The following is a 20,500-nucleotide window of genomic DNA, read 5'->3' on the forward strand; positions in this document are numbered from 1 at the left end:
TATGAAATTTAAGGCTTTTAAACTATCACTTCTTTTTCTTGTTTTATTTGCTGGAAAAGCATTTAGTCAAGCTAATATATTGAATGCTAAAACACCTAAAGAAGTGGGTGTGATGACGGAAGATGAAAAATCTGGGAATAATGACAAGCCACTTGAATATGGTTATATCGGAGACCGCGATGTTTTGTGGGCTAAGACTATCTGGGAAAAGGTGGATTTAAAGCAAAAAGTGAATTTTCCACTTTATTATCCAACTCAGGAAACAATGTTTAGTGACAGTAGAAAACCTTTATTTCAAGTTTTAGTAGAAGCTATTGAAGACGGAGCTTCAGAAAATCCATCTGAATTTGCTATTACTCAAATTTATGGTTCAGATTATTTTAGAGAAGAAGATCAATATAAAGGACAGAAAGCTTTAAATCAATTAAAATATACACGTATTATTGATGCTGGTCTTCCAATATTAGATGAGTATGGTATTGTTGGTACTGAACAACAAGATTTGTATATTGAGCGTTATAAAGAAGGTACGCTTGAGCAGCATTATCCAGCGGACTTAGTAGAGCGTTTGGACTTTTTTGTAGAAACTACTGAAATCTCTGCGCGTGATATATCTTACTATCATATTAAAGGAATGTGGTATTTCGATAAAATACAAGGTGAAATGCGTTACCGTTTGCTAGGTATTGCTCCTGTTGGTGACGATGTACGAACAAAAGGCACTAATGTTGCTTCAACTCCAGTAGAGTACTTTTGGATTTGGTTTCCAGATGCTAGAAATGCTTTACATAAAGCCAAGGTTCTTAATAAAGACAATAGTGCAAAACCAATTAGTTTTGATCATTTGCTAAACTCAAGACGTTTTAATGCTGTGATTTATAAAACTGAAAATGAATATGGAGATAGAAAAATCCAAGAATATATACAAAATGACGCAATGATGCAATTGTTAGAAGCAGATCGCATCAAAGAAGAAATTAGAAATTTTGAGTTAGACATGTGGAATCACTAATTGCAACTTATAATTCATTAATTATTAGAAGCATCCTTTTCGGGATGCTTCTTTAATTTTATATTTTATGTTAGATTATATAGTCGTTGGATTTGGTATATCTGGTTTGTCTGTAACCAGATCACTGTCCAATCGAAAACTTTCATTTGTATTGTATAATAACTCATCTCAAAATGCTAGTTTAGCTGCTGGCGGGCTGGTTAATCCTCTTATGCTTAAAACTGGAAAACCTGTTTGGAATGTAGACGAATTTTTACCTCATGCTAAATCCTTTTATTCTTCATTCAATCAAGAATATTTTTCATCTCTTCCAATTCATCGAGTATTTTTCTCAGTAGAAGACCAAAATAACCATGTTAGTCAATTTCAAAATTCATTAACCAGCTTGTACACAAAATATGCAATACTAGAAGCATATCCAAACATTAATGCTCCTTATAAAATGAGTGAAGTGCTTGGAGGTGGAGTAATCCAAATTCAGCGATTATTACAAAATGAGTTGTATAACTTGAAACAACAAAATAAAATTTTCACAGAAACTTTTAATCATGATTTGTTAGTTTTTCATAAAAACCACATCGAATACAAAGGCACTAAAGCAAGAAACATTATATTTTGTGAAGGTTATGGTATTTGCTTAAACCCTTTTTTTAAACAACTTCCCATTCAAGGAAACAAAGGCGAATATCTACTTTTTAAATCGAGAGAGCTTCAACTAAATGCTATTTTAAAAAACAAATATTTTCTTATTCCTTTAGGAAACGATGTGTATAAATATGGAGCTACCTATAATCGTAATGACTTCAGTAAGCTAGCTTCACAAGAAGCTCGCGAAGAGATGTTAGTCTATTTAGATAAATTGATAAGTTGTTCTTATGAAATTATTGAACAAATAGCTGGAATACGGCCTACCGTAAAAGATAAGAAGCCTATTTATGGTACACATCCCATTTACAAAAATATGCACATTTTAAACGGAATGGGGAGTCGTGGTTTAATGATGGCGCCTTTGCTTGCCGAAGAATTATTACGACACATAGAGCAGGGAGAACCGCTAAGAAAAGAAGTAGATGTAAAGCGTTTTATAGCTACTTAGCTTTTTCTGGGTCGTAACTCATAAAGAAATTAATCCATATGTTTCTAGAAAGTCTTAGGTTAATTGGCATTAAAAAAATTAATGCACCTAAAATTATAAAAAAAGAAGTGAGTTTATCTAATGAAAAAAAATAGTACGATATTATAAAACTCGCAACAGCTATAGCAACGCCAAGTCCATAACTTACGTACATAGCACCATAAAAAAACGATGGCTCTATTTTGTATTTTGTGCCGCAATGTGAGCAACGTTCATTCATGGCTGTTGCTTTAGATAAATTGAATGGATTACTCGATTCGTACATGTTTTCTGATTGGCAAACAGGACAAGTTCCGGTAAAAATACTATAGAGTTTAGAGCCTTTCAGCATTTTTGATTTATTTAATGTTTTGGAATGTAAAAATAACAATATTTGCAAAAAGAAATTGTGACCAATGATACATATTAATAATTTGTCTGTTTCCTTTTCAGGCGAATATTTGTTTAAAGATATTAGTTTTAGATTAGCAGCTGGCGACCGTATAGGTTTAGTTGGAAAAAATGGAGCTGGTAAGTCTACGATGCTTAAAATTATTTCTGGCGAAATGCAAAAAGATACCGGCGAAGTAGCTAAAGAAAAAGGCATACGTATAGGCTTTTTGAAACAAGACATAGACTTTGAAGAAGGCAGAACGGTAATTGAAGAAGCACACCAAGCTTTTTATGAAATTAAAAAACTTGAAGCTGAACTCGAAGTAATTAACCAAGATTTAGTTGACAGAACAGACTATGAGTCAGATTCCTACCATCAACTTATGGTCGATTTAACCGAAAAGCAAACCCAATACGAATTTCTAGGTGGATATAACTATAAAGGTAGTGCTGAGCGGGTATTAAAAGGCTTAGGTTTTTTAGAAAGCGATTTTGATAAACTTACCGATACATTTTCTGGCGGTTGGAGAATGCGAATCGAGCTTGCTAAGTTGCTTCTACAAAATAACGATATTTTGCTTCTCGATGAACCTACCAATCATTTAGATATCGAAAGTATTATTTGGCTTGAAAGTTTTTTAACTAATTATGCTGGATGCGTGGTTATTGTCTCGCACGATAAAATGTTTTTAGATGAAGTAACCAACCGTACCATCGAAATTTCACTAGGTAGAATTTATGATTATCCTAAAAATTACTCCGATTTTAAAGTTTTACGAGAAGAGCTGATGGAGCAGCAACTTTCTGCTCAAAAAAATCAACAAAAAGAAATTGAACAAACCGAAAAACTGATTGAGAAATTTAGAGCAAAAGCAACTAAAGCTTCCATGGCTCAATCGCTGATTAAAAAATTAGATAAAATTGATCGCATTGAAGTAGACCAAGAAGATAATGCGAGCATGAATATTAAGTTTCCTATTTCTGTAAATCCTGGGAAAGTAATTGTTGAAGCTGAAAATGTATCTAAAACTTATGGCGATAAAAAGGTTTTAAATGACTTTAATTTCATGATAGAACGTGGAACTAAATTGGCTTTTGTTGGCCAAAATGGACAAGGAAAAACCACGCTTGCAAAAATTATTATAGGAGAGATTAAACATCAGGGCAATTTAAAATTAGGACACAATGTGCAGATTGGATATTTTGCTCAAAACCAAGCTGAGTATTTAGATGGGAATAAAACCGTACTCGATACTATGATCGATGCTGCTAACGAGACTAACCGAAGTAAGGTAAGAGATATACTAGGTTCATTTTTGTTTCGTGGAGATGAAGTAGAGAAGTATGTAAAAGTTTTATCTGGCGGCGAAAGAAACAGGCTTGCATTAGCCAAAATGTTATTAAGCCCTTTTAATGTGTTGGTAATGGATGAGCCTACAAATCACTTGGATATACAATCTAAAAATGTATTAAAAAATGCATTGAACAACTTCGAAGGAACCTTAATTTTAGTTTCGCACGACCGTGATTTTTTACAGGGTTTAGCAGACCGAGTGTTCGAATTTAGAAACCATGAATTAAAAGAATTTTTAGGAGGAATCGACGACTACTTGAAAGAGCGTAAGCTAGGCGATATGCGTCAGGTAGAAAAAGCAAATACCAACCCAAAAGAAACAGTGGTTAATGCTGTACAAAGCAAACAATCTTATAAAGATCAAAAAAAACAAAAATCTTTAAAAAATAAACTCTCAAAAGTAGAATCAGAAATTAGTAAATTAGAAAAAGAGATAAAAAAAATAGACCAAGATTTGCAAATAAATTACGAAGAAACTATTGCTAAAGAAAATTTTTTTGATCAATACAACCAAAAGAAAGAACGCCTGTCTAAACTTATGAAAGATTGGGAAGAAGTTCAATTAGACTTAGAAAGCTAACTAATTTATCAACACAAATTAAATTTTCATGAGAAAAATAATACTTGCTATTCTTGGCTTAATTATTATAGTAATTTCAATTTTTGGCGCTATTTATTTAGTAAAAAGTAATAAAAAGGAAGTTGCTGTTAAAAAAGACATTGCAAAACCTATTTCAGTTAAAGAAGTTCAAAACGCAGATATTTTAGTTGAAATACAAACTAACGGTAACTTAACAGCACTTAATAAATTCGAAATCTTTAGTGAAGTGCAAGGGGTTTTTACGCCAGCCAAAAAATTATTTAGACCAGGTCAAGCATACCAAGCTAACGAAGTTTTAGTGAATATTAATGATGAAGAATTTTTAGCAAGTTTAAAATCGACTAAAAGTGAGTTTATTAATTTATTAGTTTCTATAATGCCAGACATCCGCTTAGATTATGCTGAACAGTATGAAACTTGGCAAACCTATTTAAACTCCTTATCTGTTCATAAAAATCTACCGCAATTACCAGAAATTAAAGATGAAGCATTTAAGTATTTTATTAATGGTAGAGGCATATTGACTTCTTTTTACAACATCAAAAATTTAGAAGTTCGCTTAGCTAAGTTTACCATTCGCGCTCCTTTTAAAGGAGTTTTAACTGAAACCGATATCACTTCTGGAACATTAATAAGACCAGGTCAACGATTAGGCGAGTTTATCGACCCTAGTGTAATGGAGCTTGAAATTGCTTTGCAAAAAAACTTCATTAATTTTATTCAAGTTGGCGATACGGTTAGCTTAAATTCAATTGATGATACACCAACTGCAAAAGGTGTAATTAGCAGAATTAATAGCCAAGTTGACCCTAATTCTCAAACTATTCAAGTTTTTGTTAATGTAGAAAACAAAAACCTTAACGAAGGCATGTATTTAGAAGCAAATATTAAAGGACAAACTATAAAAAATGCCTTTCAATTGAATCGCTCGCTTTTAAATAATAACAACGAAGTTTTTGTGGTAAAAGATTCTGTTTTAGCACTAAAGAAGGTTAAACCACTACATTATAGTACAAATACAGCGATTGTAAAAGGGCTAGAAAATGGCGATGTAATTATGACGTCTAACCTGTCTAGTGCCTATTCAGGAATGCTAGTAAAGCTTAACAAAAACTAATCGATCTTGAAAAAATTAATTACTTATTTCATTAAATACGAAGTTGCAGTAAATGTAATTATTCTAGCCTTTGTAATTTTTGGTTTTGTAGGTGTCTTTAGTTTAAAATCTTCTTTTTTCCCACTCCAAGAATCGAAAATTATAACTGTGAATATTACCTATCCAGGTTCTTCACCCGAAGAAATCGAAGAAGGAATTATTTTAAAAATAGAAGATAATCTTAAAGGTTTAGAAGGAATTGACCGCACCACGGCAGTTGCTAGAGAAAGTGGGGGTTCTATTACTGTTGAAATTGAAGATGGCGAGAACATCGATGTCATGCTTACGGAAGTAAAAAACGCCGTAGATCGCGTGCCTAATTTCCCAATCGGAATGGAACCGCTCGTAGTTGCTAAAACTGAAAACGTTCGCCAAACTATTGAGTTTTCAGTTTCTGGAAAAGATGTTCCGTTAAAAACTTTAAAAGATATTAGTTATAAAATAGAATCTGATTTACGAATGATCGATGGGATTTCACAAATAGAAATTCGTGGTTTTCCTAATGAAGAAATTGAAATTGCCTTAAGTCAAGATGCGCTCTTAGCTTACAACCTAACTTTCGACGAAGTAGCTCAACGTATTGCAGGCTCTAATATGCTTTCAACTGGCGGAACTATAAAAACCGATGCAGAAGATTATTTAATACGAGCAAATACCAGAAGTTATTACGCAGATAAACTTAACAACGTAGTAATAAAAACTACTAGTAATGGTTCTCCCATTCAATTAAGCGATGTTGCTTCAGTTCGCGATCGCTTCGAAGAAACTCCTAATGCCTTGTATTTTAGTGGCAATACAGCAGTTAATATGGTAATTAGCAATACCAATTCAGAAGATTTGTTATCTACAGCCAGTGAAGTAAAAGACTATATCCAAGAATTCAACTCAGCCAATAATAATGTACAGCTAAATGTAGTAAGTGATTCTTCTATAACACTAGAGCAACGTACAGCTTTGCTCATGGAAAATGCAGCTGTCGGAATTTTATTGGTTATTGCATTTTTATCTATTTTTCTAAACATTAGGCTTGCACTTTGGGTTTCTTTAGGATTGCCACTTTCTTTTTTAGGAATGTTTATTTTTGCAGGGCTTTTTGGCGTAACCATCAATGTGCTCTCTTTGTTTGCCATGATTATTGTAATCGGTATTTTGGTAGACGATGGAATTGTTATTGCAGAAAACATTTACCAACACTACGAAAGCGGAAAACCACCTATTAAGGCTGCAATAGGTGGAACTTTAGAAGTAATACCACCCATAACATCTGCTATTCTAACTACCATTTTAGCTTTTGCAACTTTTTTCTTTTTAGAAGGAAGAATAGGAGAATTTTTTAGTCAAGTTTCTATAGTTGTTTTGCTTACACTCACTGTATCATTAATTGAAGCTTTCATAATTTTACCCGCACACATTGCACATTCAAAAGCAATTCAACCAAAAGTTCCTGGAAAAAAACGTAAAACATTAGTTGGAAAGTTTTTCGCTAAAATGAAAAATGTAAATGCCTTTGGCGATAAAATTATGGGATTCTTGCGTGATAAATCTTACGCCCCTATTTTAAAATTTGCTCTACATAATCGAATTTTTTCACTTTCCATTATATTCGCTAGTTTAGCATTAACGCTTGGTGCTATTGGAGCAAACGTAGTAAAAGTTACTTTTTTTCCAAGTGTAGCCAGCGATCGAGTGGATATAAATTTGTTAATGACCGAAGGAGTAAATCCAGAACGTACCGATTCAATAATTTCTATTGTTGAAGCTGCAACCTGGCGAGTTAATGAAGAGTTTTCGAAAAAACAAAGCGGAAATTTACAAGTGGTTGAAAATACAGTAAAAAGAGTTGGTCCAGGTAATAATAAAGCATCGGTTCAGGTAAATTTATTGCCTGGCGAAGATCGCGACTTTTCTTCTGCAGAAATTACCAATGCCATTCGAGAAGAAACAGGACCCATTTATGGAGTTGAAAGTTTAACTTTTGGTTCAGGAAGTAATTTTGGGGGTTCACCAGTTTCAGTTTCTTTGTTAGGGAATAATATTGAAGAGTTACAAAACGCTAAAACTAAATTAAAAGCTTGGATGGAAGATAATCCACAGCTTAAAGATGTTATAGATAATGACCCAAAAGGCATCAAAGAAATTGAAATTAATTTGAAGCCAAGCGCCTATGCCTTAGGTTTAGATTTAGGAGAAATTATGCGCCAAACTCGAAATGCATTTTTTGGGAGAGAAGCACAACGCTTTCAGCGAGGTAAAGATGAAATTAGGGTTTGGGTCCGGTACGAGCTTGAAGATCGTTCATCGATTACAAACTTAGACGAATTACGCATCAATACACCCTCAGGAAGTAAAGTGCCGTTTAACGAAATTGCTTCTTACCAGATTATTCGTGGTACAGAATCGATTAGCTACTTAAATGGAAAACGCGAAATTAGAGTAGATGCCGATTTAGAAAATCCAAATGATAGCTCTACTGAAATTCTTGCTGAAATACAGAACGAAGTAATTCCAGCAATTTTAAATGAAAACCCAAGTTTGTCGGTAGTCTACGAAGGTCAAAATCGCGAAGCAGGAAAAACAATAAATTCAGCTAAAGCTACTTTTCCTGTCATTATATTTTTAATTTTTGTAGTAATTGCCTTTACTTTTAGAAGCTTCAGCCAGCCCATAATGCTTATTTTATTAATTCCGTTTAGCTTAGTCGGTGTAGCTTGGGGTCATTATATTCACGGTTTCCCAATCAACGTTTTATCCTTATTAGGAATCATTGCTTTAATCGGAATTATGGTAAACGATGGTTTGGTGTTAATTGGCAGGTTTAATAACAATTTGCGCGAAGGTTTAAAATTTAACGATGCACTTTATGAAGCTGGAAAATCTAGGTTTAGAGCTATATTTTTAACATCCTTAACTACGATTTCTGGTTTAGCACCTCTAATTTTCGAACAAAGTAGGCAAGCTCAATTTTTAATTCCTATGGCTATTTCCATTGCTTATGGAATAGGAATAGCCACCATACTCACTTTGCTTCTGTTGCCTATTTTCTTATCCTTAAGCAATTCGATAAAAGTGACTCTAAAATGGTTAATTACAGGAAATAAAATTGAAAAAGAAGAAGTAGAACGTGCTATAAAAGAAAAGAATGAAGAAGCAAATTATGAATAAAAAATTAGTCTTTTTAGTCTTTCTATTGTTTTTTGTATTCATACAATCAAAAGCACTTAGCCAAGAAATACTCACAAAAAAAGAAGCAGTTAAGTCGGTTTTAGACAATAATTACGGAATTAAAATAGCTGAAAATAATGTTGAAATTGCAGAGAATAATAAAGGAATATTAAACTCAGGTTACTTACCCACATTAACCACAAATATGGGATGGGATTTTAGTTTACAAGACCGACTAGCTGAAATTGATGGTCGTGATCCTTTAGATCAAAATGATTTAGAAACACAACGTTACAATGCTAATTTGGATTTAAACTATACCTTATTTGACGGTATGGGTAGGATATATAATTATGAGCAACTAAAATTACAATACAATTTATCTCAGTTAGAAGCTCGTGAAACTATAGAAAATACACTTATACAAATGTTTAGTGTTTATTATGAACTAGCAAGAAGACTCAAAAATGTTGAAGTGTTAGAAAACACACTAACTCTGTCTAAAGAACGTTTGCAGCGTGTAGAATATCAGTTTGACTATGGACAAATAAATAAATTAGCCGTCCTTAATGCAGAAGTAGATGTAGCTAACGATAGCATCAATTTAATTGATGAACAACAGAATTTAGTCAACACTAAAAGAGATTTATTAGTCGTTATTAATGAAGAACTGACTGAAAAATTCGTGGTAGATACCACAGTTACTTTTACACCTCTTCTTCAAATAGAGCAATTTATTGAAGAAGCAGAACAAAACAATGTTTCTGTTCAAATCATTGAAGAAAATTTATTGATTTCAGATTACGATAAAAAACTTAGTTTCACAGGATATTTACCCCGATTAGACTTATTTGGTTCCTATGGCTGGAACAGAAATATAAGTCCAGAGTCACCATTCTTTCCTGGCTCTACACAAACCACAAAAGGATATTCTGCAGGGGTTAGCTTAAGTTGGAACCTGTTCGATGGTGGACAAACTTCGGTGCGTATTCAAAATGCTAAGGTAGCTTACGAAAGTCAGCAAATTCAAAAAGAATTAATCAAACAAAATGTAAATCGTGATATTAAAAATGCTTTTGAAAATTACAAGAATCGCTTGTATATATACAAATTACAAAAGAAAAATGTAACCACGAATAAAAATAACTTCGACCGAACTCAAGAACAGTTTAACATCGGGCAAGTAAATTCTGTTGAGTTTAGGCAAGCTCAATTAAACTTATTGAATGCACAAACCAGTTATAATTTAGCAAAATACGATGCTAAATTAGCCGAAGTACAATTGCTTCAACTAACAGGACAATTATTAAATACTGAATTTTAAATGAAAGAACATTTTTTTCAATGTCCACATTGCTGGGAAGAAATTAGCATTTTAGTCGATGTTTCAATAACTCATCAAACCTTTATTGAAGATTGTGAAGTCTGTTGCAATCCAATTCAATTTTCAGTTACAGTTGAAGCTGCTGAAATTAAAGGATTTCAAGCCGATTCAATAGAGCAATAATTTTATAGAAATATTTTTGCAGATCCACATTTAGTTGTATATTTGCAATCCAAATCGCGGGATAGAGCAGTAGGTAGCTCGTCGGGCTCATAACCCGAAGGTCACTGGTTCGAGTCCAGTTCCCGCTACTAAGTTCAAAAAGAGGTCATTTTCGACCTCTTTTTTATTTTTTAATTTCTTCAATCTCTTACTGGCATTGAGAAGCAGTTGTATCGATTTTGTAAATTTAATGGTTGCAACTCTACCATCTTCAAAAACCAGTTTTTCTGAAAAGATGCAGCCAAGAATTTTATTTTTAGTCTTACCATCAACTGATTTGTAGTATTCTACAAGATTTTCTAGCATTGGTATCTGTTTGTCAACATAATCTTTAAAAGGTGATGTTTGTTTATTGAGTTCGTCAATTTGGTTATTGATTTTGAATAGTTTAGAATTGATTGAGTTTTTCAATTCTTGATAATCTTCTGAAGATAGTTTAGCATCCATATACTCATTGTTAATAAACTCTCTTCTTTTGTTTAGCTTCTCCACCTCGAACTCTAAGTTCTTAATAGAACTTTTCCTGTTGGTTGAACTGCTTTCAAAGGTTCGTTTGAGAATATTTCTATAGGTGCCGACCACCTTAGCAGAGAACTCTATTTTAGAAAGTATGTCCTCAACTTTTTTATGGAGAATATCTATAGGATACCTATCACATTTTACATGGGGCTTGGTGCAGATGTAATAGTGATATTTTACACCTTTTCTTCCAGTAGATGCGTAAGCAGATAAGGACCTTTGGTGTTTCTGACAGAAAAGGTGTCCCTTCAGTGGATAGAGGTTTGTTTTATCTGATTTAAAGTTCATTTTTCTTACCCTACCATTCAAGGCTTCATTGGCAGCAGCAAATAGTTCTTCAGAGACTATCGCAGGATGCATTCCTGAAACAATCATTTGAGGTTGCTCACCTAATTCTTTAACTACTATTTTTCCTGAGTAAGTAATATTTCTGATAAGGTTAGGAAAATTACTTTTTGATATTTGAATTCCTTTAGAATTCATCCAACGTCTTATTTCGTCAGCAGTATTTATTCCAGCTGCCATTTTTTCAAAAGCCTCTTTTATTAATGTTGCGTCTTGGTTAAATTCAAGAGTAGAATCACCATTAATCCTAATGTTGTTATATCCAATAGGAGCTCTACCAGTGTAGCAACCGTTTTCTCTTGCCTTGCGAGTTCCTTCCTGTGTTCGTATTGATATTTTTGTATTTTCGATTTCTGGAAGTGCATAACTTATAGCTTCTAGGAGTAAGGATTCTGGGTTGGTTTCATCGACCTGACCTTCTACAAATTCGACTTTACAACCCAATGCTAAAAGTTTAGCCTTTTCATTGAATGACAGTTCTATTTTTCGAGAAAATCTGTCCACTCTAAGAATAACGATGGCATCAATAGCATTATCTGTTTTATTATTCGCTTTCACTAATGATACAATACTTTTCCACTTAGGTCTGTTAAAATTCTTAGCTGAAAAGTCCTCACGGTAACATGCCAAGATGTTATATCCTTTTGTCTGACAATACCGTATAATAGTCTCTTCTTGATATCCTAACGAATAGCCCTGTTGCGCTTGTTCATCCGTGGATACGCGTGAATATACAATTACATTTTTCATAGTTTAAGCTACTTTTTGAATTTGTTTAATGATTCTATTATCACTATTGCTAATGTCCATAATCTTATTCTGCTTGCAATTATTTTTCAAACTTTTTTTCATGTGATATTGATACTCAATATTTGCCATTTTGACAAAAAAGTTCCTTAAAGTGTTTAGGTCCTGGTCGGATAGTCCTTTCACTTCATCTTTTAATCTCTTTTTAAGGTTTGTGTTAGTTATCATAATCTGTTGTTTTTAGGCATAAAGAAGGAGGTTTACACATCTATAAACCTCCCAAGTATAAAAACGACGTTAAGCCGCCTTTTGAAGGTTGTGGTGTTCCCTTAACCTTACCTCAGAGGCCATTACGAACTGAGGGTTGAGTTCATAGCCTACATATCTTCTATTGTTCAGTAGAGCGACTTCACCTGTTGTTGATGTTCCTGAGAATATATCAAGGACAGTATCTCCCGGTCTTGAAGTAGATAGGATAAATATAGACGGCAGGCTCAACGGGAAGGTGGCAGAGTGTTCCATGTGGAAGCCCTCTTCTCTGCATTTTTTTCTTAGTTCATAGGTGTTTCCTACATTATGTTTTAGAATATTCTCTCTAAAGTCTAATCCTGACACTAACTTAGGTTCTTTGGCTTCTAATGTTCCAATTGATATTCCACTTTCTATGTCTTCTACCTTTTTAAGCCATTCCTTGTCAAAGTAGAAGTCCTTGGACTTCACGAAATGGAAGATGGGTTCAAAGTTTCTAACACTCCCTTTATTTGGTGTGTACTGTGGGTTGGGTTTTAACCATAGATATTTGTCCACATAACGCCAACCCCTTTTTCCCATTTCGATAAGGAACATCTCTGGTACCATCTGGTACTGTCCGTCCTTTATCCTGTCGTTGATGTTGACGAACAGCGAACCTTCATCCTTCATTACTCTATTGACTTCGTTGAAATACGGTACCAGTTCATCTATAAATGCTTTGGCTGTTTCTTGGTGTCCTAGTTGGTCTTTACCGATACCGTAGTCCCTCATATCGAAATAAGGGGGAGAGGTGACCACTGTCTGAACCGAACCATCTTCAAGTTCCGAAAGGTCAATCGAGGACTTGTTGTAGATGTCCACGCTCTCGGTATGGAACTCATAGGAGTCAGGGACGTTATCTTGGTTTTTCTTTTTGTTAGATTCCCTTTCCAAGAGTTCGTTCACCTTGTTAAGAGATGATTTACCACTTTCCACAGACGATAAAAGTTTATCGATTTTGGTGTTGCCTTCACCATAGAGTTCAATACATTTTTTCTTGATGGACTTGAGAGTGTTCACTCTGTATCGTCCTATTTGTCCAAGTGCTTGCTCCTTTTCCTCCTTGGCCTGTGCAGCCTGAGGACAAAGGTCTGTCCTTCTTCCTTTGCCCACTGAATAGTATTGTTCGTAGAACTCTATTTCACGTAGGATTTCAAGGTTTGATTTTTCCCGGAATTGGTTGGTGGAGATTGATACTAAGTCCATTTCTTGTTCCTCCACGTTAAGAAATACAACAGGTACTTTTTCGATATTTAGTTCCAGAGCAATGTTGTATCTGAGGTTACCAGATATTATACTTAGGCTCGGTGTTACTAATAGTGGATTGAGTAATCCAATTTCAGCGATATTTTGTTTTATTTCGTCATAGTTAGAAGGGACCTTATACATTGATGCGGTCGTTTGGTTTACCTTCAGTTCTGCAGTGGCGACCATAACCACTTGTGTGTTTTCATTAAAATCATCCATTATATTTAAAAGATTTATAAAAGAACATTAACGCAGTCCTTGCGGCTTTTTGACGAGTTATTTGCTCTCGTAAAAGAGGATTCAAGAGACCTCCTTATGAGTTCTCAAGTTTTCTAGTAACTACCTTCGAAGGGTTTAATTAAGTTTATATTAAACTTCCTATTCTTAACTTGATGGGACAAATATAGCACGACATGAAAACATATGCAAATAAAATCATATTTTTTTAATAAAAAATATAAACCTATATTTCATAGGTGTTTCCAGAGGTGTCCAAGAGTTCTATAGGTGCATTTGATTGTATATACTTATAAATCTTTTCCTCGGCAAAGGATTTTAAGTTGGGGTCTTTAAGCCCTTTAGGAAACTTAGTAGTGCTAGCAATGAATACGCTGATGTAGCCGTACTTTCGGTATTCCCCTTTAATTTTATACGGCCACTTAACTTTAGCGATGATGGTATCGTTAGTCTTTCTGTTCTTGGCAATGGATAGGGTATACTGTATGTTGGACCTATATTCAATCTCTATCAGCTTCTCTTTGTAGAATTCTGAGAACTCGATTATTCTTTTATTTTCTTCTTTGTTTCTGAAGGATTCGTAAGCAGTCTCTATTATTTCTTTAACATATCCTTTAACAGCGCTGGGTGTATCGGTAATTTCACTAAGTGCTCTAAAATCAAATTTTTCAAGGTTGATGTTCTTTTTTTTCATACGGAAATATTTCTTCAAATATAAGCATATTGTTTATCATATGTTTTTATGTTTTTTTTTGAAAACTACAATATTTATAGTAAAACAGTGAATAATTATGGAAAAAGAAAAATTCGTATTTAGTTTCGATATAAAGGATTTCGATGATTTAGAACAACTTATCTCCGCAATTAAAAATGTAATAGCATTGACAGAGGATGGAGGGTTTCTATCAAAGTTGCAGGGTGAGTTTACTAAACCAATATACGTCGAAAGGAAAAATATAACCATAAATATATATAAGGAGATAGAAGAAGAGCTCCCGTTTTAATCTCGTTTTATTATGGAAATTTTTAGAAAAATTCTAGATGATATTAAGTTCGATGAAGTGGGAGGGATGTGTACTATCACAGATGTACCAGAAACGCCGACAGAGGATTTAGCATTTCTCTATATTCTTATGGGTATTCAATCTCATATACTCTGCGAAGAGGGTTTAAGCTTTCCGACACATATGGACCGCTTTGAGGTTCATGTAGAACCTAATAAGGAAAATATAGAAAGAAATGCTTTCAGTCTTGAAGGTATAATGGAACAAATCAACTACTTCAATTACAAGCTCATGTATGATAAGTCGTTCCTGAAAACTCAGGTGATGTTCCGTGATGATGAAACACTACCTACTTTAGTATTACATTTTTTTTCTTTTAATAAAGTAACGGGAACTTCTATTGTTTCACACGAATCTATCTTATATCCTTTTACTTTTCTTGATTATCGGAAAGGTTTCATCAATGATGAGAGAATCAAGGTCATGGAGTTACATGGTATTAACTCTGAATTTATCAAGTATCTCCCAAATACTAATCTATGTCCTATACATTTCAACGACAATGGACAGTTACTTCCATTAGAAGAATATGAAAAGAATAGAAATCATTGGGAACGATAATGAACTCAATTGTCTGGGAAATAGGGCTAGTAGTTTTTGTTTTATCTACTCCTGAAACAAATACACCACGAATAGGGATTATCCCTTTCATAAAGTACGATAGCGAATTATATGAATAGAACAACTGAAAAGGTTCAAGTAATATTGGACCAAATTAAAAACAAAGAATTATATAAAAACTACTTTACACTTGTTACCATTGAATATAAATGGACTGACTTCAAAGAACATAATCAATCCATTAGTAAGTGGTTTCAGAAGCTTAGCAACTCCATGGCGAAGACTGGAGGTATTATGAATCGTGAGTGGTTTAAAAGGATTGATAACGGATTCTATAAGTTTGAGATTGAAGAACAGCTTCTAAGATTATGGATAGCGCTTGAAAGTAAAGAAAAAATTAGTAAAACAGACTTGGTTACAAGAATACGAAAAATCAAACCACTTCCGATTTCTTATGAGGTTGGGATTCAAGACTGGGATATGCTCGAGAAGAACTTTGGCGAATTATTTAACAATAGAACTGGCATAGAAGTATTTGGAAATATTAAGCGAAACGACTATTTCAAGTTGGTGTACGAGTTGGGGTAATATTTGAAGACTTTTTTATTAATAGTAAAGATTTGAGTTTTTTATAATTTAATAAAGCAGTTTGACTTTTAATTTTTTTTCTATTAAGATTTTAAAAATTATTATTTATGGATGAAATATTAAAAGAAAAGATTTGTCCGATATGTGGTGAAGAAGTTACAAAATCGGAGTATTTAGAGGAGATTTTTAAGGAATCCCCAAAAGTAAATTATTTAGCTCATATGGTAACTCATTACCGGCATAATCATATAGAATACTGGAATCGTTGTTGGGGACCAAATGGGAGGTATTACAGGTCTAATTGGTTTGGTGATTATGAAGAAGAGAAAAAGAAAGTCAATGAAAGAGCGAAAAGGCAAATCATTAGAAAAGGTAAAGAGACATTAAAAAGGTTATCTATCAAGTCAACTGATTTCCAAATGCTGCAAGGTACTGAGAAAATGACACTTGACTTGGCTATTAAGCAACTTGATTAATGCACCAATAATCCAATGGGTTTTCATATGATGTTTTGATAAAAAAGTAGTATCTAATTACTTATTTAGAGAAGATGTTGAACCTTGATATTATGATTTTACGGTAGTTCCTTTTTATGTCTGCTGACAAGAACGATTTATCTACCCACTCTGTTATTATTGGTAATTTTTTTACAGTTCGTTTTGAAACGCCTTTTAAATATAGAAATAGTGATGTTATCACATGCTTTTGTAGTTTGTAATGGGTTAAATTACAAATCTGCTTGGTTTACTCTTTATTATTTCTTTAATGAATAACCCTTATTTTAAATCCTTTGTAAAACCCAATACCAAAATCTACAAACCATTTTATAGTCAAAAATGCCAACCATAACAAGTTTACTGTAATATGCCAAACCAATTTAATAAGACCAAAGGCTAATTGAAAAAACATAAAAATGAGTTGCAAAGTAGCGGCATTTTTACCTCGAACTTGAATACCTCCCATTTTGAAACTAGAATAGTTTGGCTTTAGCAAGTTGTAAGAACCTCTCTTGTTTTTTATGGAGGTACTTACTCCTGATTTAGATACGTTGAAGTTAAAGGGACCACTTTTATATCTGCCGATAAATTGGAAATTCCCATTTTGTAAACCTACCCTGGCACCTTTAAAAAGTCGTTTATGAAGCCTAATACCATGATTGGTATTTATTGTAGCACCATAACCATCTTTTGAAATTGTTTTAGTTGCAGACACACCGCTAGTCCTTGAGACTCTAATGTTTTTTCCACGATATTCTATCCGTTTAGAAGTTGTTTTATCTTTATGTGGCATAAGTATAGCATTTAATAAAAGCTTTCATAGATAGCTTATCTTTTCATTTTGCACTTAAATTAACAATCATCTCATTTTCTAAATCGTAATAATAGTTTACAATTTCTCCTGATATAAATAGTCCTATTGCTCTTTCAATTATATCATAAGGAACAACAAACCATTCTCTTGGGGTTATTCTGTTATTATTTTTATCATAAATGTCAATTTGTAATTGAGCTGGTTTAAAGAATCGATGTATTAAGTTTTCAAATTTTTGGGTATTTACATTTACACATTTAAAGCTTGATATAAGCTCTACATCTGCGTTTAAATAGGTTGCTTCTTTACTAGCGTTTATTAGTCTTTTTTGAACTGGAACGGTTGAAAAACCTATTTTATAAAGGTTCTTGATTTTACTTATTTCTGGGTGGTTTGACTTTGATTTTAATACATAAATCCAACCTGTTTCTTGGTCTTCGGCATCTAACTGTTCTGCGTTTGTAAATAATTCTTTTTCACTGTCTTTTTCTAAATCGGTTACGATACGACCACCTTTGTATAATTGCTTGCCTAATGAGCGATAAAACATATTGCTATATGTACCATTGTCGAAAACTGTTCTTGTACGTACGTCTTTTCTGGTTCTTTCGCCAAATTCTCTAACGGCTTCTGAAATATCTCCTACTTCCAAATAAAGCATTACCCCGTCTAATATGTAGAATTTACCTTCAATTAAATTCTTTTCTACATTTTTAAAAGGTTTTAAACTTCTTAAACCTAGCTTTAATTCTTTATGCACTTTTTTGAATAGCTTATCGTATTTCTCAAATTCACTATCTGACATCGGTTTTCGTTGCGCTACAAAATCTGCTTCCTTTTTTTCTTTTGGTGTATGTTTAAAATCAAAGATGCTTTCATCTACATCGTCTTCATCAAGTATTCCTAAATCATCATTTAGGATATCGTCTATGGATTCAGGTTTTTTAGGTTCAAATAGTAGGTTATGTCGGTCTGCATCTTTTAATTGAAACTTCTTTTTATCATTTTCTCTAAACCCTTTTAAACGCATGTATAAACGCATTTCTGTTATGCCATTACCTTGTTCCGGTTCACGGTTGTGTTCATCTATAAATGCATTGACTTCTTCAAAGGATTCTAACAAACGTGTATCTGATGTTTTTACTTGTGATGAAGTGTTGTTGTTTTCATCTAAAATTCCTAAATCATCATCTTCAAATATATCGTCTATGCTTAATTTCTTTTTAGGCATTTTTGTTTCGTTTGCGTTTTAATTCTTTTATAAAGATAACAGCTTCTGCCATTCTTTTTTCTTTTGGGTCTAATGATTTTATGTCTGGATTTTTACCTGTTTTTTGCACCCAAGCTTTAATTTTAGGCCATAAAACTATGGCTTCTTCTTCGGTCATCTGAATTCGAGATGCATCAATGGTTTCCTGTATGGTTCTCAGTACTTTTGTGGTTACTGATTTTGATAGAATTTCGAAAGCTTTTTGAAATGGATTGATGCTATCGATTAAATCAATATGGATATCATCTATATTGACAAAGGTATCTGCCATTTTGATGAATTTACGATTGCCTTGTTCTTCAATAGTACCATTCTTTATTACTGAATCTGTAACGATGTGTTGCCTTACTTCTTCTATTTCATCATCTGATAAATCAGGATAAGTTTCTTTAATGATTTTTGGAATTAAAACCTGATTGATGACTTCTGGCTCGATGCTTTCACTTGGCATTGCCTTAAGCATATCGTTATCTTGTAGAATCTTCGCTTTCAAATCGTTTAAATCAGATTCAATTATCTGACTTACCTTAGCGGTTGATGGTTCTTTAAAGCCCCTTATTTTAATGGTGCTTTCATCTTCATTTACTTGATGCTCACTTGCATTTCCTTCTTCATATTCGTTTTCATCATCTTCACTATATTTTGCTTTGAACTTAAAATTAGGCGCTAATACTTGTTCCATTAACAACGAAGCTGTAATGGCCTTCAACATATTATTGACAGAGATTTTTACTTCATCATCTTGTGCATCGGGTTGAGCGATTAGGTTGGTGAATTGTGCATGTATTTTATTTTCACTATCTCTTGTTGCTCTACCAATTATCTGAATAATCTCCGTTAATGAACCCCTGTAACCCACCGTTAAAGCTTGCTCGCAATAAGGCCAATCAAAGCCTTCTTTTGCCATACCTAAAGCAATAATCATATCAATATCTTCTGCTGATTTGATATTACGCAAATAGTTTTGAATTTTATCTCTTGCTTTTTGGTCATCATTTACTAAGTCTGCTATTTTAATGAGCTTTCCTGTCTTGCTTGACTTTACATACAAAACTCCTGTTACAGGGTCTTGGTATTCTAATTCCCCTATGGTTTCAATTATTTTACCTACTTCTTCAAACTTATCTTTGGTCGATTCACCTGAATTGACACTTGGAATATGAATGATGGTTTTTTTGTTTTCATCTAAGATTTCATGAATGGCCGATGTGTATTTACGTTGGTAAAAATGATAACCTATTCCTAATGATTTAAGGTATTCGTAGCCATTTAACTGTTCGTAGTAATCGTATTTTACTTTAATGAATTTAGCTTCTGTTTCAGGCAATAAAATCGGTACGCTGTCTCCCCTAAAATAAGACCCTGTCATGGCGACAATATGGGCAGTTGACTTTGCCATGATGGTGTTTAATACGCTTCCTAATCGGTTAGTGCCTTCGGCAGAAACATGATGAAATTCATCTATGGCAATTACAGTATTATTGAATTCTTTTTCTTCTATGGCATCAAATGCAAAACGAAGCGTAGCATGGGTGCAAATTAGAATTTCTTCCTTGCTATTCATGAAATTAATGAAGGCATCTACTTTTGATTTTTCACTTCCAGGCGTACATAAGTTGTATTTAGGGTTGGGATTCCAGTCTTCAAAAAAGCCAAACTTTTTTAATTCGGTTGGCGCAAAGGAACTACCAATAGAACGTTCGGGAACTGCTACAATTACTTTTTTTAAGCCTTGTTCTCTTAGCTTGTCTAAACCAATAAACATTAATGCTCTTGACTTTCCTGATGCCGGTGGTGCTTTTATTAATAGATATTGCGCTGACCTAGCTTCATAAGCTCGCTCTTGCATTTCTCGCATACCCATTGCGTTGGTTTTTTTGCTTTTTCCTGTTTGATTGTAGGTTACGTTTACTAAGTCTGGCATTAGTTTATTTTTGAATTTAATAATTTATATAATGATTGAAAAATAAAAATAAAAAAA

The 20,500-nt window shown here is 33.4% G+C and carries 18 protein-coding genes and 1 tRNA gene; 12 read left to right on the forward strand and 7 right to left on the reverse strand.

The features are described from left to right. Window position 1 precedes the first annotated feature (1 nt). Both porN and IEV63_RS04150 read left to right on the forward strand, forming a co-directional pair. Window positions 2-1,012: a type IX secretion system ring subunit PorN/GldN gene (gene porN, locus IEV63_RS04145; RefSeq protein ID WP_188405525.1), complete on the forward strand. Its 1,011-nt coding sequence runs from the start codon at window positions 2-4 to the stop codon at window positions 1,010-1,012. Between the two features lie 67 nt (window positions 1,013-1,079). Next, window positions 1,080-2,108, forward strand: a complete 1,029-nt coding sequence (locus tag IEV63_RS04150; protein ID WP_188405526.1) for an NAD(P)/FAD-dependent oxidoreductase — start codon at window positions 1,080-1,082, stop codon at window positions 2,106-2,108. On the opposite strand, the gene IEV63_RS04155 is transcribed toward IEV63_RS04150, so the two are convergent. Next, window positions 2,101-2,478, reverse strand: coding sequence for a DUF983 domain-containing protein (locus tag IEV63_RS04155; protein ID WP_188405528.1), 378 nt, complete (start codon window positions 2,476-2,478; stop codon window positions 2,101-2,103). The two genes, IEV63_RS04150 and IEV63_RS04155, sit on opposite strands and share 8 nt — an antisense overlap. Window positions 2,479-2,542: 64 nt before the next feature. Here IEV63_RS04155 and IEV63_RS04160 point away from each other — a divergent pair, with 64 nt between their 5' ends. The 6 genes from IEV63_RS04160 to IEV63_RS04185 all read left to right on the forward strand — a co-directional run bounded on the left by IEV63_RS04160 (window position 2,543) and on the right by IEV63_RS04185 (window position 10,427). Continuing rightward, complete coding sequence (locus IEV63_RS04160; protein ID WP_188405529.1) at window positions 2,543-4,453, forward strand: ABC-F family ATP-binding cassette domain-containing protein; 1,911 nt, start codon at window positions 2,543-2,545, stop codon at window positions 4,451-4,453. 28 nt (window positions 4,454-4,481) lie between these two features. Next, entirely contained in the window at window positions 4,482-5,591 is a 1,110-nt protein-coding gene (locus IEV63_RS04165) for an efflux RND transporter periplasmic adaptor subunit (RefSeq protein WP_188405530.1), read from the forward strand. Window positions 5,592-5,597: 6 nt separating this feature from the next. Beyond that, a complete protein-coding gene (locus IEV63_RS04170; RefSeq protein WP_188405532.1) occupies window positions 5,598-8,792 on the forward strand; it encodes an efflux RND transporter permease subunit in 3,195 nt (1,064 codons plus the stop codon). Beyond that, a complete protein-coding gene (locus IEV63_RS04175) occupies window positions 8,770-10,116 on the forward strand; it encodes a TolC family protein (RefSeq protein ID WP_229737172.1) in 1,347 nt (448 codons plus the stop codon). The genes IEV63_RS04170 and IEV63_RS04175 overlap by 23 nt, the downstream gene beginning before the upstream one ends. After that, window positions 10,117-10,299, forward strand: coding sequence for a CPXCG motif-containing cysteine-rich protein (locus tag IEV63_RS04180; protein ID WP_188405535.1), 183 nt, complete (start codon window positions 10,117-10,119; stop codon window positions 10,297-10,299). Between the two features lie 55 nt (window positions 10,300-10,354). After that, window positions 10,355-10,427 (forward strand) — tRNA-Met (locus IEV63_RS04185). Here the strand turns inward: IEV63_RS04185 and IEV63_RS13110 are convergent. The 3 genes from IEV63_RS13110 to IEV63_RS04205 all read right to left on the reverse strand — a co-directional run bounded on the left by IEV63_RS13110 (window position 10,387) and on the right by IEV63_RS04205 (window position 14,419). Continuing rightward, a complete protein-coding gene (locus IEV63_RS13110) occupies window positions 10,387-11,952 on the reverse strand; it encodes a recombinase family protein (RefSeq protein ID WP_373283715.1) in 1,566 nt (521 codons plus the stop codon). The genes IEV63_RS04185 and IEV63_RS13110 overlap by 41 nt on opposite strands. A gap of 294 nt (window positions 11,953-12,246) precedes the next feature. Next, complete coding sequence (locus tag IEV63_RS04200; protein WP_188405537.1) at window positions 12,247-13,707, reverse strand: DNA methyltransferase; 1,461 nt, start codon at window positions 13,705-13,707, stop codon at window positions 12,247-12,249. A gap of 244 nt (window positions 13,708-13,951) precedes the next feature. Continuing rightward, window positions 13,952-14,419: a hypothetical protein gene (locus IEV63_RS04205; protein ID WP_188405538.1), complete on the reverse strand. Its 468-nt coding sequence runs from the start codon at window positions 14,417-14,419 to the stop codon at window positions 13,952-13,954. 97 nt (window positions 14,420-14,516) lie between these two features. On the opposite strand from IEV63_RS04205, the gene IEV63_RS04210 reads away from it, so the two are divergent. From IEV63_RS04210 to IEV63_RS04225, 4 genes are all read left to right on the forward strand, one after another. Beyond that, on the forward strand, window positions 14,517-14,729 hold the full coding sequence (locus IEV63_RS04210; RefSeq protein WP_188405539.1) for a hypothetical protein: 213 nt from the start codon (window positions 14,517-14,519) through the stop codon (window positions 14,727-14,729). A 12-nt stretch (window positions 14,730-14,741) separates the two neighbouring features. Next, a complete protein-coding gene (locus IEV63_RS04215) occupies window positions 14,742-15,350 on the forward strand; it encodes a hypothetical protein (protein ID WP_188405540.1) in 609 nt (202 codons plus the stop codon). 111 nt (window positions 15,351-15,461) lie between these two features. Next, window positions 15,462-15,938: a hypothetical protein gene (locus IEV63_RS04220; RefSeq protein WP_188405541.1), complete on the forward strand. Its 477-nt coding sequence runs from the start codon at window positions 15,462-15,464 to the stop codon at window positions 15,936-15,938. A 107-nt stretch (window positions 15,939-16,045) separates the two neighbouring features. Then, entirely contained in the window at window positions 16,046-16,414 is a 369-nt protein-coding gene (locus IEV63_RS04225; protein ID WP_188405542.1) for a hypothetical protein, read from the forward strand. Window positions 16,415-16,700: 286 nt separating this feature from the next. Here IEV63_RS04225 and IEV63_RS04230 read toward each other — a convergent pair whose 3' ends face one another. From IEV63_RS04230 to IEV63_RS04240, 3 genes are read right to left on the reverse strand one after another with little or no spacing between them, the layout of a single operon-like run. Next, window positions 16,701-17,228: a hypothetical protein gene (locus tag IEV63_RS04230; protein ID WP_188405543.1), complete on the reverse strand. Its 528-nt coding sequence runs from the start codon at window positions 17,226-17,228 to the stop codon at window positions 16,701-16,703. 43 nt (window positions 17,229-17,271) lie between these two features. Further along, the gene (locus IEV63_RS04235) at window positions 17,272-18,480 is read right to left on the reverse strand and encodes a GIY-YIG nuclease family protein (RefSeq protein ID WP_188405544.1); all 1,209 of its coding nucleotides are present in this window, start codon (window positions 18,478-18,480) and stop codon (window positions 17,272-17,274) included. Then, window positions 18,473-20,443 (reverse strand): DEAD/DEAH box helicase, encoded by a 1,971-nt coding sequence (locus IEV63_RS04240; RefSeq protein ID WP_188405545.1) that lies wholly within the window; start codon window positions 20,441-20,443, stop codon window positions 18,473-18,475. Before IEV63_RS04240 ends, IEV63_RS04235 begins: the two co-directional genes overlap by 8 nt. Between the last annotated feature and the right edge of the window lie 57 nt (window positions 20,444-20,500).

The sequence above is a fragment of the Psychroflexus salis genome, assembly GCF_014640175.1.
Lineage (GTDB): Bacteria > Bacteroidota > Bacteroidia > Flavobacteriales > Flavobacteriaceae > Psychroflexus > Psychroflexus salis.